Source organism: Streptomyces sp. NPDC058664, assembly GCF_042716635.1.
Taxonomy (GTDB): domain Bacteria; phylum Actinomycetota; class Actinomycetes; order Streptomycetales; family Streptomycetaceae; genus Streptomyces.
Map to the genome: position 1 here is coordinate 73,835 of NZ_JBHXRW010000020.1, position 15,236 is coordinate 89,070.

A 15,236-nucleotide genomic window follows, 5' to 3' on the forward strand; every position below is an offset into this window, starting at 1 on the left:
TCTTGACCTGAAGCGTGATCGAGGTTTTAGCGTGTCGCCTACGTGATCATCTGGCGACGGGAGACACGCTCGTGATCCTCGTGACCGGAGCCACCGGAAACACAGGCAGTGCCCTGCTGAAGGAGCTGCACGCACGCGGTGTCGGGCCTCTGAGAGGGCTCACCCGTGATGCCGCACGGGCCGTCTTCCCCCACGGGGTCGAGGCCGTGGAGGGCGACTTCGCGGAGCCGGTGTCGTTGCGGCCCGCGCTGAAGGGGGTGCGCTCGCTGTTCCTCGTGTCGCGTCTGGGACCGGACGCCGACATCCTCGAAGCCGCCCGGCAGGCGGGCGTGGAGCACGTCGTGCCGGTGTCGTCCATCACCGTCCAGACCCACCCGCACCTCGGCCCCGCCGGCGAGAACCTGGCGGTGGAGCAACTGCTCAAGGAAACCGGCACGGCCTGGACGATCCTGCGGCCGACGCAGTTCGCGTCGAACGCCCTGACGTGGGCCGCGTCCATCCGTGGCCGCGAGACCGTCCGCGCGCCGTACGCCGAGACCGCGCTGCCGACCGTCCACCCCGCGGACATCGCATCGGTGGCACGCGTGGCACTGGCCGAGCCCGGCCACCACGGACGCACGTACGCCCTGACCGGGCCGGAGCCGGTGACCGCCCGACAGCAGGTCGAGGCCATCGCGGCAGTACTGGGCCGGGAGGTTCCCTTCGTCGAGATCAGCCGCCGGCAGGCCCACGCACGGATGGCCGCGGTCTTCGGGCCCGAGGCCGCGGACGCGGTGCTCGACGTCACGGGCGGAGACGTGAACCACGAGCTGAAGATGGTGCGCGACACGGTTTCCCGGATCACCGGAACGCCGGCCCGCCCGTTCCGGCAGTGGGCCTCGGAGAACGCCCACGCCTTCCGCTGAACCGCCTGGACCCGAGCACGTTCGTCCGCAACCTCGGTGACCGCATCGAGGAGGCCCGCGCCAACGGCCGGCTCGGCGAGGTCCAGCGACTTCGGATCGGCCTCGAAGCCGCCCGCACCAAGCTCTCCCGCGTCGGCCCGCCGTCAGCGCGCCGAGCGCAGACGGGCCAACTCGTCCACGATCGCCTTGCGCAGCGGGGCATGCCGGGGACCGAGTGCGAACTGCTCATCGGTCCATCTGTCGCGGGGATAGAGCCACACCGGCATGCCGACCAAGTCGGCCGGCTCCCACCCGAAACGCGGCCATACGTGCGCATGCAGGAACCCATCGGTGTTGCCCAGGATCTCCAGATTGACCCGCCGGAAGGTTGCGTCCGTGCGACGGGACACCCGCTCAACCGCCTCACCGAGCTGGTCCATGTCGGAGAGGAACGACAGCCGCCTGGCCTTGGGCAGATCCGACAGTCTCTCCACCTTCGGGTCGTCCACCAGGAGCACCGAATAGCCAGGCAGGAACTGCACATCACCGATCACCGCGAATCCTGCATCCAGCCGCCGCAGCACGGCCGGGTTCTCACCTCGCAGAGCACTTCCGATCCGGTCCGTCCGCCAGTCTTCGACCATGGCCAGAACCTATCCGATCGCGACGGCCCGACCCTCGGCCAGCGCCTCGGAGCACCGCGCCCGACCGGCACTTCGTCAGTTCGGAAAAGCCCGAGCCGTTCGTGCCGGTCCAGGAGGTCCGCCGCGCGGGGCTGAGCGAGCCCGGTTCCCACCAGGAGTCGTCATCACTGAAGGCCACGTACGGGGAGCGGGCCTGACGTGCGCCCAGGGTGCGGCCGGGTGCTCCGAGGTTGCTGCCGGGGGTCGGCACGATGGCCTGCGGGTGGTACGCGGCGACCGCTTCCGGCGTGCCGTCGGTCAACGCTTTGTCGACGACGGTCACCGGTGGCACCTCGGGGAGCGCGGTGAGTAGGTCGAGCGTGTGCAACAGCTGGTCACGGCGGTTGTGAGTGATCAGTACGACGGTGGTGCGGGCCTCGGCGCTCACGTGCGGGGGCCTCCGGGAGGTCGTGCGTACAGCATCGGGTCGGGTCACCTCCGCACGAACCGTCGTGACCGCCCGGGCTGGGCACGCAACGCTGGGTGGTGGAGCGAGCATTCGCCCACCTGCACTGGTTCCGCCGCCTGCGGATCCGCGGGAGAGGCGCGACGACGTCCACGAAGCCTTCCGCGCCCTCGGGGGCGCACTGGTCTGCCGGCGACGCCTGAACTTCCGGTAGGAGTTTCAAGACAGGCACGGCCAACGTTGACGGCCCGGTGGCCGGCCTCAGGCCGGCTTGCGCCACACGGAGACGTGCTTCGCGGAGTCCTGGGTGAACGGAGACCCGTCCCAGTCCGCGACACGACGTTCCAGCTCGAGCCCGGCGATCCGTGCCATCAGGTCGAGCTCCGCCGGCCAGGCGTACCGGTGCCGGGAGTTTTCGCGGCGGTAGCGCCCGTCGTCGCCGTCACGGGTGAAGTGGTGCGAGACGAGGATCTGCTCGACCAGGTCGAAGGTGTCGAAGCCGAGATGCTGCTCGGAGACGTCGAACGGCACCGCGACCTGGCCGGGCGGCAGGAACCGCAGCGGCGGCACGCCCAGCTCGATGACGAATCGGCCGCCGGGCTCCAGATGCCGTGCGGCGTTGCGGAAGCACTCGACCTGCTCGTTCTGCGTGAGCAGGTTCGTGATGGTGTTGTAGACGAGGTAGACCAGGGTGAACCCGCCGGGAACGACGGTGGTGGCCATGTCCCCGATGACTACCGGGAGGGTGTCCTCGTCGATCTTGCGCCGCAGCACCGCGGCCATGTGCTCGGACAGTTCGATGCCCACTACCGGCACGCCGCGTTCCCGGAGCGGGACTCCCACTCGTCCGGTTCCGATGGCGAACTCCAGTGCCCGGCCGTCTCCGGCGAGCTCGGCGAGGAAGGTGAGAGTCGGTTCGAGAACGGCAGCCGAGAACGCTTCGGTCTCCTCGGCGTCGTAGCGGTCGGCGGTCGCGCGGGTCCACAGCTCACTGCTCGTCACGGACGGCCACTTTGCCGGGTGCCGAGGGGCGCTGTCGACGCATTTACGTTCCCCTCGGCGCCGCGTGCACCGCCCACACTCGTCGTCGGCTTTCCACGGCTTCGGCCGAAGTGGGCGCTTCTGATCCGGTGCCCGGCCAGACCGCGATACGCGGCACCGGACCCGACCGTCCCGACATCGCCGCCGTAGGCAGGGTGGTTGTCACCGGGCCCGTTCCCTCAGTGCGGTGTGATCCTGCCGACGACCGGCAGATGATCGCTGCCGGTGGCGGGCAGCGTGCGGATGTGGCCGACGGTTGCCGAGCGGGCCATGACCTGGTCGATCCGGGCCAGCGGGAAGACGGCGGGGAAACTGAAGGCGAAGCCCCGCTCCGCCACGTTCATCCGTGAGGTCAGCGGGGCCAGCCCGCGGTCGTCGACGGTGCCGTTGAGGTCGCCCAACAGGATCACCGTCTTCACCTTCTCAGCCTCGACGGCCTTGCCCAGCAGGCCGGCGCTCTCGTCGCGCCAGGAGGATGCGAGGCCGCTCGCCCGGACGCGGACCGAGGGCAGATGCGCGACGTACACGGCGATCTCGCCACGCGGCGTGTGGGCCACGGCCCGCAGCCCGCGACTCCAGGGCCCGGCGAGTCCCCGCGGTTTGACGTCCAGCAGCCGGGCACCGGTCAGCGGATGCTTCGACCACAGCCCGACGGTGCCCCGGACCACGTGGTACGGGTGGGAGGGGGCGAGAGTCTTCTCGTAGACCGGCAGCGCGCGGGGCACCAGCTCCTGCAGCGCGATGAGATCGGGCCCGGCGTCAGCCAGGGCGAGGGCCGTGCCCGCGGGGTCGGGGTTCTCGTCGCTGACGTTGTGCTGCACCACGAGCAGGTCGTGCGCGCCGGGCTTTCCACCAGGCAGGAGCAGCCCGCTGAAGAGGTACGTCCAGACCGCCGTCGGCAGCAGCAGGGCCACCAGCGCGATGGCCGAACGGCGCAGCAGGGCCAGGCCGAACAGGACCACGACAGCCAGGCCGAGCCAAGGCAGGAACGCTTCCAGCAGACTGCCGAGGCGGCCCACGGAGTTGGGCAGCGCCCGGTGGAACGCCAGCAGTCCGGCCGTCAGCACGGCGAATGCGGCGGGGACCCGCCCCCTCGTCCCTACCGATCGGCCCCCCGCGTCGCCTCTCCCACCCGCACCGGGAACCCACTGTGCGGCCCGGCGTCGTGCCCACCGGGGCATCGCCGCCTTCGCCATCGACGTCGCACCGCTGTCCGCCTGCTCCACCCGTTTCCCATCCGCTCGGCCTCGTTCTCCAGGACGAGTCACCAGGTGAATCGGTTTCCGCTTCCGTCGGCTCGTGCCATGTTCCCGTGGAACGTTCCGGCACGGATCCTGGGCCGCCCCTGCCTCACGAAGCGGTGGCCTGGCCGCAAGGCGGGGGGCGGATGCGGGAGACCGTCGAAGCGTCGGCCTCGCACCGCACCGTTCCGGCTCGGGGAGGCTGTCACGCCGAGCCGCTCGCACCGAGGAGATCGCCGGAGATCGCCCCTCCCGGTCGGCCGCCCATGCGGCTCTGCCGCCGGGCGCCGTCCGCGTGGAGGACGCGGCCACCCTGGATGCCCGCCGTGGGGGAGGTCGGGAACGAATGGGGTGCCCGCCTCCAGGCCGGCGCGGGCGGCCGTCTCGGCCTCACCACGGCCGGCGAGGCGGGCACGGTTCTGGACCTAACCGATGAAGGCGTCGTGCTGCATGAGGATCACGTACTTCCGGGTCGGACGGTTCAGGTGTGGGGTTTGGCCACACTGATGTCGGCGAGGGCCGAGTCCTCATCGCGTTCGATGGCGAGGTCGCCGAGCGAGACGATGCCCACCGGACGGTCCTCGGCCATCACGGGCAGGCGGCGCAGGGCGTGGTCGCGCATGAGCTCCACCGCTCGGCCCACGTCCTCGTCGGGACCGACAGTGACGAGGTCGCCGCTGCACACCTCGCCCACGGTGCACCGGTCGGGGTCCTTGCCCTCGGCGAGCGCCCGGACGACCAGGTCGCGGTCGGTGACGAGACCGCGCAGCCGGCCGTCGTCCATGACCAGGACGTTGCCGATGTTCTCGTCGCGCATCCGGATCGCCGTGTCGTGGACAGTGGTCTCCTGACCGACGGTGACCAGGCTCTCGGTCATGATGTCGCGGATCTTCTGAGTCATGGCTGCTTCATCTCCGACAGTGAGGGTCGGGCGATACAAGGCTTGTCAGCGCGCCTGCCCGTCGCACCGCCGACAAAACACGGTCAGGCCCCACGGCTCGTTCGGCCGCTATCGGTCCCGGGCCGTAGGAGCCGTAGGAGCCATAGGGGCCAGAGCCGTAGGCCGAGAACGTCACCCCGGCCCCCGGCCGGTGCTCCGACGGGTTCTCCTTCCTGACCGGTGCCCTGCTCTCAGGCCGTCGGCGCTTCGGTCGCCATCGACGGTACGAACCAGTCACGAGCGGCTTCGATCACCTGCTGCAGTGCGTCCGGTTCCTCGAACAGGCGCCTGGCGCCCTTCACCACGTGGATCTTGTGCGGCGCGGACAGCCGCTCGGCGGCCTCCTGATTGAGCCGCAACACCGTGCCGTCGTTGCCGCCGACGATGAGCAGGACCGGTACGCGCACCCGTTCCAGCGCGTCGCCCGCCAGATCGGGCCGTCCGCCCCGGCTCACCACCGCGGACACCCGTTCGGGCCGCTCGGCGGCGGTCACCAGGGCCGCTGCCGCGCCCGTGTCGGCGCCGAAGAGTCCCACCGGTGCTCCGCTCGTGTCCGGCTGTTCCCCGAGCCAGTCGATCGCGGCGGTCAGGCGCCTGGCGAGCAACGGGATGTCGAAGCGGTGCTCGACCGTCAGCGCGTCCTCGCGTTCCTCCCGTTCGGTCAGCAGGTCCAGCAGCAAGGTGCCGAGCCCCGCGTGGTGCAGGGAGGCGGCGACCGCGCGGTTGCGCGGACTGTGCCGTGAACTGCCGCTGCCGTGGGCGAACAGCACCACGGCCCGAACGGGTCCCGGAACCACCAGATCGCCGGTGAGTGCCGTGCCGTCCGCGGGAACCGTCACCATCCTGGAGATCATTTCGAGGTCATCTCCCCTGTTGCTCGGCTTGTTGGGCGGGAGGGCGAATCCGCACCCGCGGCGGATTCGCCGATGTTTCCGGCGAGGCCGACCGGGTGAAGTCGCGCGGCTCCGGGGGCTGTCCCTGCGGATGCCGTGGCGACCGGGCAAGGGCGTAAGAGAGCTCAGGCGGTGCCGGCGCTGCCTGCGAACAGTGTCCGGGACAGCTCGGGTCCGACGGACTCGCGGAGCTTGTCCGTCATCCGGCCTTCGACGGCCTCGCCGACGACTTCCCTCACACAGCGCGCCTCCTGCGCGGCTTTCCGGGGGTCCTCACCCGCTCGCTGTGCGACACGGTCGTAGAACTCGTCCGCCTCCATCCTCACTCCGGTGGTCGGCCGGTCGGGGGCGGTGGTGACCCTGCGCAGGTGCTCGCCGTCCCCCGTCGGCAGCCGGGCGGCCAGGTTGTCGGCGAGCCCTGCCGGAATGCGTTCGGCGATCGTCTCCAGGGTGGCCCTGGTGGCGGTCTCGGCCTCGCCGCGGCTGCCCAGACGGGCGCGGGCCTGCACCTGGCCGATCAGGTGGTCGTGATCCATGACGTTCTCCCCTGGTGGTTGTCGGCGTGCGGGGCGGTCGGTTCCGCGAGGGGCCGCAGGTTCGTGCGTCCGGGTGCGGCGTGGCGGAACCGACCGCGGTGACTCGCCGGTCCTACCGGCCCGGCTTGGCCTCGTAGCGCGGCCCCAGGTCGGGGTGTCACCTCCGCCCACCGCGCTGACCAGGCCGTGGACGCTCGACAGATCGTGCAGGAGCGTCCGTGTCTCGCTCGTGGAAAGCCCGGCGGCCCGTGCCACGTCGTCCGGGTGGCCGCCGGCGCCCCGGTCGCTCTGCATCCGGGTCACCGCTCGGAGGAGCTGCTCGTGGGCGGCGGTGCAGCCGGACCGGCCACGGCCCGCGAAGGACGGCCGGCCGCCTGGTTCGGCCGTCGCCGCGCCACCGGTGCGCGGCGGCGTGGTCCCCGCGTGGCGCTGCTTGTCGGCCTCCCGGGTGCTCGTCTTCTCCTCGTGCGTGAGGGTGCTGCGATCCGGCTGGTGCCCGCGCTGCTTCGACACTCCGGTCGTCGCGCCGAGTGGCTGGGCGACTCGCCGGCGCGACGGGCTTCCTCGGCCGCCGCACGCCGCTGGTCCTCGTCTCCTTCCCTCTTCTCGCGCACCATCGCGGTTCCTCCTTCCCGCGCCTCCCGCGCCCTACGACAGCCTCCGGGCGGTGGTCGGCCCGCGAGCGGAGGCTGTCGGGCGCCGATTCGCTACTCCTGCGAGCCGTCCGGATCGGTGTCCCCGAGCGGAGCTTCCCGCATCGGGGATCCGGGCTCTGCGGACTGGTCCTTCTTGCCTGGCTCTCCCTGGTTCTTCCGTTCCGCGGGCGAGGTCCTTCCGGGGCCGGTCACCGCCTCGTCCACCGCGTCTGTCCTGTGCCGGCTCTCCTCCGGCACGGTCATGAGCGCACCACCTTCGTTCCTCCCCCCGCCCGTACCCGCCGACGGCTCCGTCATCGCTCCGGCGGGCGGCCGGTTGCCCTGTGGGTGCGGCCTGGTCCCTTCGCGGCGCCGACGTCTTCGTCCCCGGTGCTCCTGTCCGCCATGTCGTCGGCACGACATGACCACGATCATGGGCCGAGAGGGCATGCCCGCTCCCCCGTGGGGAAGGCGCCGGGCTGTGGGAACGCCGGGGTGCGGTGTGTCCTGGCCGATGTTGGGAGGCCGACATGGCTCGGTCGGTGGGTATCGACCTGGGAACGACGAATTCGGTGGTGGCTGTGCTGGAAGGCGGCGAGCCGACCGTCATCGCGAACGCGGAGGGTGCGCGGACCACACCGTCCGTGGTCGCCTTCGCCAAGGGCGGTGAGGTTCTCGTCGGCGAACTGGCCAAGCGGCAGGCGGTGACCAACGTGGACCGGACCGCCCGGTCGGTCAAGCGGCACATGGGCGAGACGGAGTGGCGGTTCCCCGCCGACGGCCACGTCGACGGCCGGCGCTACACCGCGCAGGAGATCTCGGCCCGGGTGCTCCAGAAACTGAAGCGGGACGCCGAGGCGTACCTGGGCGAGGACGTCACGGACGCGGTGGTCACCGTCCCCGCGTACTTCAACGACTCCCAGCGCACGGCCACGAAGGAGGCCGGTGAGATCGCCGGGCTCAAGGTGCTGCGCATCGTGAACGAGCCGACCGCCGCCGCGTTGGCGTACGGCCTGGACAAGGAGAGCGACCAGACGATCCTCGTCTTCGACCTCGGTGGCGGCACCTTCGACGTGTCCCTGCTCGAGATCGGCGAGGGCGTGGTCGAGGTGAAGGCCACCAACGGGGACACGCATCTCGGTGGTGACGACTGGGACCAGCGGGTCGCGGACCATCTGGCCACCCGGTTCAAGAACGGGTACGGCATCGATCTGTCGAAGGACAGGATGGCGGTGCAGCGGCTGCGCGAGGCGGCCGAGAAGGCGAAGATCGAACTGTCCTCGGCCTCGGAGACGACGATCAACCTGCCCTACATCACGGCCTCCGCAGAAGGCCCGCTGCACCTGGAGGAGAAGCTCAGCCGGGCACAGTTCGAGAAGATGACGGAAGACCTCCTCGAGCGCTGCAGGACCCCCTTCCACCAGGCGGTGAACGACGCAGGGGTCAAGGTCGCGGACATCGACCACGTCATCCTGGTCGGCGGCTCCACCCGGATGCCGGCCGTGACGGACCTGGTCAAGTCCCTCACCGGCAAGGACCCGCACAAGGGCGTCAACCCGGACGAGGTCGTCGCCATCGGCGCCGCGCTCCAGGCCGGTGTCCTCAAGGGTGAGGTCAAGGACGTCCTGCTCCTCGACGTGACCCCGCTGTCCCTCGGCATCGAGACCAAGGGAGGGATCATGACCAAGCTCATCGAGCGCAACACCACGATCCCCACGCGCCGTTCGGAGGTCTTCACCACCGCGGAGGACAACCAGCCCTCGGTGACGGTGCAGGTCTACCAGGGCGAGCGCGAGATCGCGGCGTACAACAAGAAGCTCGGCATGTTCGAGCTGACCGGTCTGCCGCCGGCCCCGCGTGGCGTCCCGCAGATCGAGGTCGCCTTCGACATCGACGCCAACGGCATCATGCACGTGACCGCGAAGGACCTGGGCACGGGCAAGGAGCAGAAGATGACCGTCACCGGCGGCTCCTCGCTGCCGAAGGACGACATCGAACAGATGATCCGCGAGGCGGAACGGCACGCGGAGGAGGACCGTGCCCGGAAGGAGGCGGCGGAGACCCGCAACCAGGGCGAGCAGCTCGCCTACCAGACCGAGAAGCTGCTGCGGGACAACGAGGACAAGATCCCCGGTGACGTCGGATCCGAGGTCGGGACCGTGCTCGCCGAGCTGAAGGAGAAGCTCAAGGGCGAGGACACCGCCGGGATCCGCACCGCCGTCGAGCGGCTGAACGCGGCCGCTCAGAAGATCGGCACGGCGATGTACGCCCGGTCTCAGGAGCCCCAGGCCGGGGCTGGTCCCACCGCCGGCGGCGAGGGACGCGGCGATGAGGACATCGTCGACGCCGAGATCGTCGACGAGGACAAGCGGGAAGGCGAGGGCAGGTAGGACCAACGCCAAGCCGGATAGAGGCAGTTCAACGGCAAGTCCGAGGTGCGAGGCGATGCAGCCATGACCGACAAGAAGATCATCACGGTGTTCGGGGCCACCGGCCGCCAGGGTGGCGGCCTCGTCAGGGCGGCCCTGGCCGAACGGGAACCGGCCTTCACGATCCGCGCCGTCACCCGGAACCCGAACTCGGACAGGGCACAGGAACTGAAGCGACTGGGCGCCGACGTCGTACAGGCCGACATGGACGACGAGGCGAGCCTCGCACCGGCCTTCGAGCACGCGTACGGCGCCTTCCTCGTCACCAACTTCTGGGAGCACCTGTCCGGGGAGCGGGAGAAGGCCCAGGCCGGGGCGCTCGCGCGGGCCGCCTCCCACGCGGGCGTGCAGCACGCGGTCTGGTCCACGCTGGAGGACACACGGGAATGCGTCCCGCTCGACGACGACCGCATGCCCACACTCCAGGAGCACTACAAGGTGTCCCACTTCGACGCGAAGGCGGAAGCGGACCGGCACTTCCTCGACGAAGGCGTCCCGACCACGTTCCTGCGCACCACGTTCTTCTGGGAGAACCTCCTCGGGACCTTCGCCCCGCAGCGCGGCCCGGACGGGGTCCTCCGACTGACCTTCCCGATGGGCGAGAGCCGGCTCGCCGGACTCGCCGTGGACGACGTGGGCAAAACCGCGCTGGCCGTCCTGCGCCGCGGCCCCGACTTCATCGCCGCCACGATCAGCATCGCGGGTGAGCACCTCAAGGTCGCCGACATGGCCACCGCGCTCACGGACGCGCTCGACGAGCCGGTGCGGTACCGGCCCCTCACACCGGACGAATGGCGAGCGCAGGGTTTCCCCGGCGCCGACGAGTCGGGAAACATGTTCCAGTACTACGCGGAATGCGAGCAGCGCTTCACCGCGGCCCGGGACGTCACCGCCGTACGCGACCTCAACCCCGCCCTCCAGGACTTCACCACCTGGCTCGCCGCCCACCACGACGAACTCCGCACCGCCTGGGCATGACCGGGGACCGTACGACGGAACTCCTCACACCCAAGGCACCCGCGCAAGGTCCCCGCACCCGCCGCGAACGACGCACCGATCTCCACCAGGGCCTGCTCGAACCGGCCTGCAGCCCCGTACGCCTCCACCGGCCACGAACCTCGTTCCAGGTGCACTGATCACGAGCGTCGTCGACGCTGCCTGGTCTGGATCATGGCGAAGACCTCCGGTGTGGTGGAGGTGTCCAGGCTCCACACCGCACACGGAGGTCTTCGTGTCCCACCGTCATGCCCGGCTGACCGTTCGTCGGGCAGGCGGACCGAGGGCGACACGGGTCTCGCCGACCGTCCCAGCCGGCCCCGCACCGCACGTCGCCGGCGGTCGAGAGCCGGGTCTGCCGGCTGCGGACCGAACGCGAACTCGGCCCGGCACGGATCGGCCCGGTCCGCGGCCTGCCCGACGAACGCCAGCACACCGCCATCGCCTTCCGGCAACGCGCGAACGCCTTCCTCGCCGACCACGGCATCACCGTCGAACGCGTCCTGTGTGCCTTCCAGTCGGAAAGGAGCTGCTCGGCCCAGTAGGCGTTCCGGCGTGGGGGCACGCGGTGCTCGACGAGCTGCTGCATGCTCCGCTCCCGCGGCCGACCGGTGGCAAGCGCGTCCACGGCCGCGAGGGACACGTTCGGCGGCAGCCTGTCGCCGAACGCGGTCCGGCCCCCGGGGCAGCAGGTCCCGGGCGGCCTGCACCCGATCGCGGCCCTGCTTCAGGCATCGGGGCTTGCTTGTCGCGGGCGCAACGGAGCCGCTCTCCCCCGACCCTCTCCTCCTTCACCCTCTCCTCCTTCACGGCGTCGCGCGCGTGGTGACGGACTGGTCGACGGCGGTGGTGGTCAGGGGCTGACGATCAGCCACGGCATCAGGACGGCGTCGTGCCGGTAGACGACGGAGATACCGCGGCCATCGGTCTGCTCGGGGAGGACTTCGACGGCGAGGATGTCGGTGCCCGGCGGTAGCCGGCCCCGGCCGGGGTCTTCCTCGAGGGAGCGCCACCTGGTCCTCCTGCTCCTCGGCAGGTGCGGACCGGCCGGCTTCTGCCGGGTCACCGCCCGCTCTGCGACCACGTGCCCCTGAGATGACATCAGCTCTGAGCCGGCCCTCCTCGCTCACCGGACACGTACGCCCGCAAGCCCGTCCGGCGACCGAGGTCAGGAAGCGGGAAGGAGCGCCACTCATGGGCGTACGCGGGCGGGCTTTGCCCCTTCGGGACCAGGACGGCGACCGGCTGCCGGAGCGCCATGGCCGCCAGGGCGCCCGGCGTGATGCTGCCGTCATGGCCACCGGGCTGGCGCGAGGCGCACCCGGTCCGGAACGCGATCCGGATCGCTTCCTCACCGCTGATCACACACGGTGGGCGCACGCCCCGGGCATGCAGCTCGGAGGCGATCCGGGTGAGCTCGACGGTGTCGCGTCGTACCCGGTCGGCCACTCCGTCGACCAGGAGGTACTGGATCGCCAGATGGGCGACGGCTGCGGCGGCCACGGCCGCGGCGACGAGAACGGTCGCGGTGCGGCGCAGGCGCGGCCAGGGACCCCACGCCCGGATCAGGCACTGCGCCACGGGCAGGGCAAGGAGCGCGTACGCGGGCAGCAGGAAGCGGGGTGCCGCGTACCCGACGGTGAAGAGGTACGGCGCCGCCAGCGCCGCTCCCACCACCGTGGCCAGGACGACGGGAGTACGGAGACCGGCCCGGACGGCGGCCCACACGCCGCCCGCCACCAGCAGGGGCAGCGCGAAGAACCAGAGGGCCGCGGCGGGGTAGCGCCACGGCACGTCGCAGGGCCGGCACAGCGTACGGCCGCCGAGGGCGCGCGCGTGGTCGTCGACGGAGAAGTACCAGCCCAGGTGGCCCTGGATCTCGCTGGCGCGCCGCAGCCGGGCGGTGAGGCCGTCGTAGTGGACGTACGCCTCGACGACCCACTCGGCGCAGCCGACGGCCACGCCGGCTGCCGCCACGACGACCAGCAGGGCCCGGCGGCGGGTTCCCGACGGCCCCCGCATCACCAGGGCCGCCACGGCGAGCGCCAGTGCCAGCCACACCGCGTCGGTCGGCCGCATCAGCGCGGCGAACGCCACCGCGGCGCCCATGCCGATCAGCGCCCGGTGGTCCCCGGTGTCCCGCGCGGCCCGCAGGAAGCAGCCCACCGCGGCGAGGGCCGCGTAGGCGACCCAGAGGTTGGGCATCGTCTGCGAGGCGTAGAACAGGGTGACCCACAGGCTCGCGAACAGCGCCCCGGCGACGGCGAGCACGGGAGCGGGCAGCAGCCGCCGCCACACCCACAGCGCGAGGAACAGACCGCATCCGGCCAGCGCGGCCAGGTACCCGCGGAGCGCCGGAGTCGAGGGGGTCAGCGCCGTGACGGGAGCGACGAGATGACTGATGCCCCGGGCGCGGGGCGCGCTGAAGAAGGCCGCCGGCGCCTGCGGGCTCACCTGGCTGACGTACACGGTCTCGTCCCAGCCGAGTCCGAGACCGGGCGCGACCAGGACGAGGTGGATGAGGACGAAGGCGGCGGCGACGGCCGCCAGCAGAGGCAGCGGACGCGCGGCCGCCTCGGCGACGGCCCGGACGGCGGAGCCGCGCTCGCGCACCTCGCCCGCCTCGTCCGGCACGGGGGCGTCCGGCGCGCCGGGGGTGATGAAGCGTGTCTTGTCCATGGCCCGGCCTTGCTCGGGGAACGGCGGTTTCCGGCCACTCTGACCCCCATCGCCGGTGTGCGCGAGGTGCTGGCCCTGTCACGCGGGCACTCGGACGAACGCTTCTCACGTACGAGTGAGACGGCGTGGCGGGACCGACCCCCATGGTTGGCGTCCTTGGCGCCCTTGGCGTCCGAGGGGAGGAGGGAACGCGGCGAAGGCCACCGTCGGCACGGAGGCCGCCATGTCCGCAGGGCGCACCCGGTCGGCCGGTCCCATGCCGGCCCTACGCCGCACACAGCCGCAGGAATACTCCTCCGGCCTGGCGCGGTGCGGGGGTGGGGGCCGTCGTCGGCCGTCCGGCCCGCTCGGCCCGGGCCCGCAGGACCGCGGTGGAACGGACTATTTCGGCGGCTTGGCGCTGCTGGGTGTGGACGTCCTCCAGCGATGTCGGCACCTCGCCCTCCAGACCCTGCTCGACGGCGGCGGCGAGGGCCGGGGCCTCCTGGCGGGTCGGAGCGAGCGCGCGGTGGGCTCTTCGTCGAGAGGGGGATCGGTCATGCGGCGATCTTCTCGGGCCGTTCGACGAGCCGGTCACGCTCGAAGTGGGCGCCGGACCGGACCAGGGCGACGAGCCGGTGCGGGGGTGAAGTCTCCGGACGACAGACCGTGCAGGCAGAGCAGCGGCCGAGAGTCGGGGGCGCTGAGGCACGCCGCGCGGTTCCCTCGTCCATCTGTCAGGACCCGGCGGCCCCGTCATCCGGCGTCCTGGAGGACGACCACGAAGTCCCCGCGTGGTCGGCCGGTCGAAGAGACCAATCGCAACCCCGACGAGCCGGGTGGGGACCATGACGAACACGCCGACAGCGCCTGACCCGGCATTGATCCCTCGTTCTCGTGAAACGGAGTCAGCCCGACCGGGTCACCGGCTCGATGGCGGACGGGGAGCGGGAGCTGTACATGCCGGTGAGCCGCCGTGGTGAGACAGTGGAGCAGGGGGCCACCGTGCTCGAACCGGAGGCGCTGCCGATGGACACCGTTCTGGTCACGGGCGGTACGGGGCATCTGGGACGGAGCGTGGTCGCGCGGCTGAAGCCGTCGCACCGGGTGCGCGTACTCGCCCGTTCACCGGGATCGGATCCCGATGTGGAGTGGATCCGAGGAGACCTCGCTACCGGCGAGGGGATCACGGCGGCGGTGTCCGGGGCCCAGGTGGTCGTTCACGCAGCAACGCTCTCCCCCGCCGCCAGGCGCGGTTTCCTCCTGCCCGTCGACTTCTGGCGCAGCCCGCCGGAGGTCGATGTCGACGGGACCCGCCGACTGCTCGACGCGGCTGTCCGGGCCGAGGTGGCCCACTTCGCCTACGTGTCCATCGTCGGCGTCGACCGGGCCCGTATCCCGTACATGCGCGTCAAACACACCGCCGAGGAGCTGGTACGCACCGGGCAGGTGCCTTGGTCGATCCTCCGGGCCACCCAGTTCCACTGGCTGACCGACCGGATGCTGGGCAAGGCGGCCCGGCTGCCCGTGGTGCCGTTGCCCACCGATCTGCGGACCCAGCCGGTGGACTCGCGCGACTTCGCGGGCCACCTGGTCGGACGCCTCGCCGAAGGTCCCGGCGGGCAGTGCGTGGACTTCGGAGGGCCGGAGGTGCTCACGCTGGGCGAACTCCTCGCGACGTGGCAGCAGATCCGCGGCAGGCAGCGACAGCTGCTGCGTATCCCGGTACCGTCCGCGGTCGAGCGGGCGGCCCACGACCTGACCTGCCCCGACGGCAAGCGGGGCACCATCACCTGGGCCGAGTGGCTACGCACCCACCCGCCGGAGTGAGCGACTGGTGGGGGGATGCCGCGGTGGGGGCGTGCAGACAGCACGTGGCCTGCCCGGCCCCGGA

14 protein-coding genes and 2 pseudogenes are annotated in these 15,236 nt (G+C 71.5%); 5 read left to right on the forward strand and 11 right to left on the reverse strand.

The window, feature by feature from the left end; genetic code table 11:
• Positions 1-71 precede the first annotated feature (71 nt).
• Positions 72-905: an NAD(P)H-binding protein gene (locus tag ACFWUY_RS18225; protein WP_384108645.1), complete on the forward strand. Its 834-nt coding sequence runs from the start codon at positions 72-74 to the stop codon at positions 903-905.
• A gap of 143 nt (positions 906-1,048) precedes the next feature.
• On the opposite strand, the gene ACFWUY_RS18230 is transcribed toward ACFWUY_RS18225, so the two are convergent.
• The 8 genes and pseudogenes from ACFWUY_RS18230 to ACFWUY_RS18265 form a co-directional block, all read right to left on the reverse strand.
• Positions 1,049-1,528 carry an HIT family protein gene (locus ACFWUY_RS18230; protein ID WP_384108648.1) on the reverse strand — a complete coding sequence of 160 codons (480 nt, stop codon included), beginning with the start codon at positions 1,526-1,528 and terminating at the stop codon, positions 1,049-1,051.
• Positions 1,529-1,620: 92 nt separating this feature from the next.
• A pseudogene (locus ACFWUY_RS18235) lies at positions 1,621-1,955 on the reverse strand (glycosyltransferase family 2 protein); the annotation flags it as partial.
• Between the two features lie 279 nt (positions 1,956-2,234).
• Positions 2,235-2,975: a class I SAM-dependent DNA methyltransferase gene (locus tag ACFWUY_RS18240; protein WP_384108651.1), complete on the reverse strand. Its 741-nt coding sequence runs from the start codon at positions 2,973-2,975 to the stop codon at positions 2,235-2,237.
• Between the two features lie 218 nt (positions 2,976-3,193).
• Positions 3,194-4,210, reverse strand: coding sequence for an endonuclease/exonuclease/phosphatase family protein (locus ACFWUY_RS18245; RefSeq protein WP_384108861.1), 1,017 nt, complete (start codon positions 4,208-4,210; stop codon positions 3,194-3,196).
• Between the two features lie 526 nt (positions 4,211-4,736).
• Positions 4,737-5,156: a CBS domain-containing protein gene (locus tag ACFWUY_RS18250; protein WP_384108654.1), complete on the reverse strand. Its 420-nt coding sequence runs from the start codon at positions 5,154-5,156 to the stop codon at positions 4,737-4,739.
• Positions 5,157-5,386: 230 nt separating this feature from the next.
• Entirely contained in the window at positions 5,387-6,049 is a 663-nt protein-coding gene (locus ACFWUY_RS18255) for a dienelactone hydrolase family protein (protein WP_384108657.1), read from the reverse strand.
• A gap of 164 nt (positions 6,050-6,213) precedes the next feature.
• The gene (locus ACFWUY_RS18260; protein WP_384108660.1) at positions 6,214-6,624 is read right to left on the reverse strand and encodes a DUF2267 domain-containing protein; all 411 of its coding nucleotides are present in this window, start codon (positions 6,622-6,624) and stop codon (positions 6,214-6,216) included.
• A gap of 707 nt (positions 6,625-7,331) precedes the next feature.
• Positions 7,332-7,523 carry a hypothetical protein gene (locus ACFWUY_RS18265; RefSeq protein ID WP_384108663.1) on the reverse strand — a complete coding sequence of 64 codons (192 nt, stop codon included), beginning with the start codon at positions 7,521-7,523 and terminating at the stop codon, positions 7,332-7,334.
• 266 nt (positions 7,524-7,789) lie between these two features.
• Between ACFWUY_RS18265 and dnaK the strand changes: the two genes are divergently transcribed.
• The 3 genes and pseudogenes from dnaK to ACFWUY_RS18280 all read left to right on the forward strand — a co-directional run.
• Positions 7,790-9,649, forward strand: a complete 1,860-nt coding sequence (gene dnaK, locus ACFWUY_RS18270) for a molecular chaperone DnaK (protein WP_384108667.1) — start codon at positions 7,790-7,792, stop codon at positions 9,647-9,649.
• 63 nt (positions 9,650-9,712) lie between these two features.
• Positions 9,713-10,666, forward strand: coding sequence for an NmrA/HSCARG family protein (locus ACFWUY_RS18275; RefSeq protein ID WP_384108670.1), 954 nt, complete (start codon positions 9,713-9,715; stop codon positions 10,664-10,666).
• A 294-nt stretch (positions 10,667-10,960) separates the two neighbouring features.
• Positions 10,961-11,190 (forward strand): annotated as a pseudogene (locus ACFWUY_RS18280) (hypothetical protein); the annotation flags it as partial.
• A gap of 347 nt (positions 11,191-11,537) precedes the next feature.
• Here ACFWUY_RS18280 and ACFWUY_RS18285 read toward each other — a convergent pair.
• The 3 genes from ACFWUY_RS18285 to ACFWUY_RS18295 form a co-directional block, all read right to left on the reverse strand.
• Entirely contained in the window at positions 11,538-11,750 is a 213-nt protein-coding gene (locus tag ACFWUY_RS18285; protein WP_384108673.1) for a hypothetical protein, read from the reverse strand.
• Positions 11,751-11,785: 35 nt separating this feature from the next.
• Positions 11,786-13,363 (reverse strand): hypothetical protein, encoded by a 1,578-nt coding sequence (locus ACFWUY_RS18290; protein WP_384108676.1) that lies wholly within the window; start codon positions 13,361-13,363, stop codon positions 11,786-11,788.
• A gap of 265 nt (positions 13,364-13,628) precedes the next feature.
• A complete protein-coding gene (locus ACFWUY_RS18295; protein ID WP_384108679.1) occupies positions 13,629-13,799 on the reverse strand; it encodes a hypothetical protein in 171 nt (56 codons plus the stop codon).
• A 440-nt stretch (positions 13,800-14,239) separates the two neighbouring features.
• Here ACFWUY_RS18295 and ACFWUY_RS18300 point away from each other — a divergent pair, with 440 nt between their 5' ends.
• Positions 14,240-15,172 (forward strand): SDR family oxidoreductase, encoded by a 933-nt coding sequence (locus ACFWUY_RS18300; protein ID WP_384108682.1) that lies wholly within the window; start codon positions 14,240-14,242, stop codon positions 15,170-15,172.
• Positions 15,173-15,236 lie beyond the last annotated feature (64 nt).

What these genes read in the sequence shown, in the direction of transcription:
- ACFWUY_RS18255 (WP_384108657.1), bottom strand. Translation starts at nt 6,049, where the DNA reads ATGATCTCCAGGATGGTGACGGTTCCCGCGGACGGCACGGCACTCACC.
- ACFWUY_RS18245 (WP_384108861.1), bottom strand. Translation starts at nt 4,210, where the DNA reads ATGGCGAAGGCGGCGATGCCCCGGTGGGCACGACGCCGGGCCGCACAG.
- ACFWUY_RS18230 (WP_384108648.1), bottom strand. Translation starts at nt 1,528, where the DNA reads ATGGTCGAAGACTGGCGGACGGACCGGATCGGAAGTGCTCTGCGAGGT.
- ACFWUY_RS18260 (WP_384108660.1), bottom strand. Translation starts at nt 6,624, where the DNA reads ATGGATCACGACCACCTGATCGGCCAGGTGCAGGCCCGCGCCCGTCTG.
- ACFWUY_RS18275 (WP_384108670.1), top strand. Translation starts at nt 9,713, where the DNA reads ATGACCGACAAGAAGATCATCACGGTGTTCGGGGCCACCGGCCGCCAG.
- dnaK (WP_384108667.1), top strand. Translation starts at nt 7,790, where the DNA reads ATGGCTCGGTCGGTGGGTATCGACCTGGGAACGACGAATTCGGTGGTG.
- ACFWUY_RS18250 (WP_384108654.1), bottom strand. Translation starts at nt 5,156, where the DNA reads ATGACTCAGAAGATCCGCGACATCATGACCGAGAGCCTGGTCACCGTC.
- ACFWUY_RS18265 (WP_384108663.1), bottom strand. Translation starts at nt 7,523, where the DNA reads ATGACCGTGCCGGAGGAGAGCCGGCACAGGACAGACGCGGTGGACGAG.
- ACFWUY_RS18290 (WP_384108676.1), bottom strand. Translation starts at nt 13,363, where the DNA reads ATGGACAAGACACGCTTCATCACCCCCGGCGCGCCGGACGCCCCCGTG.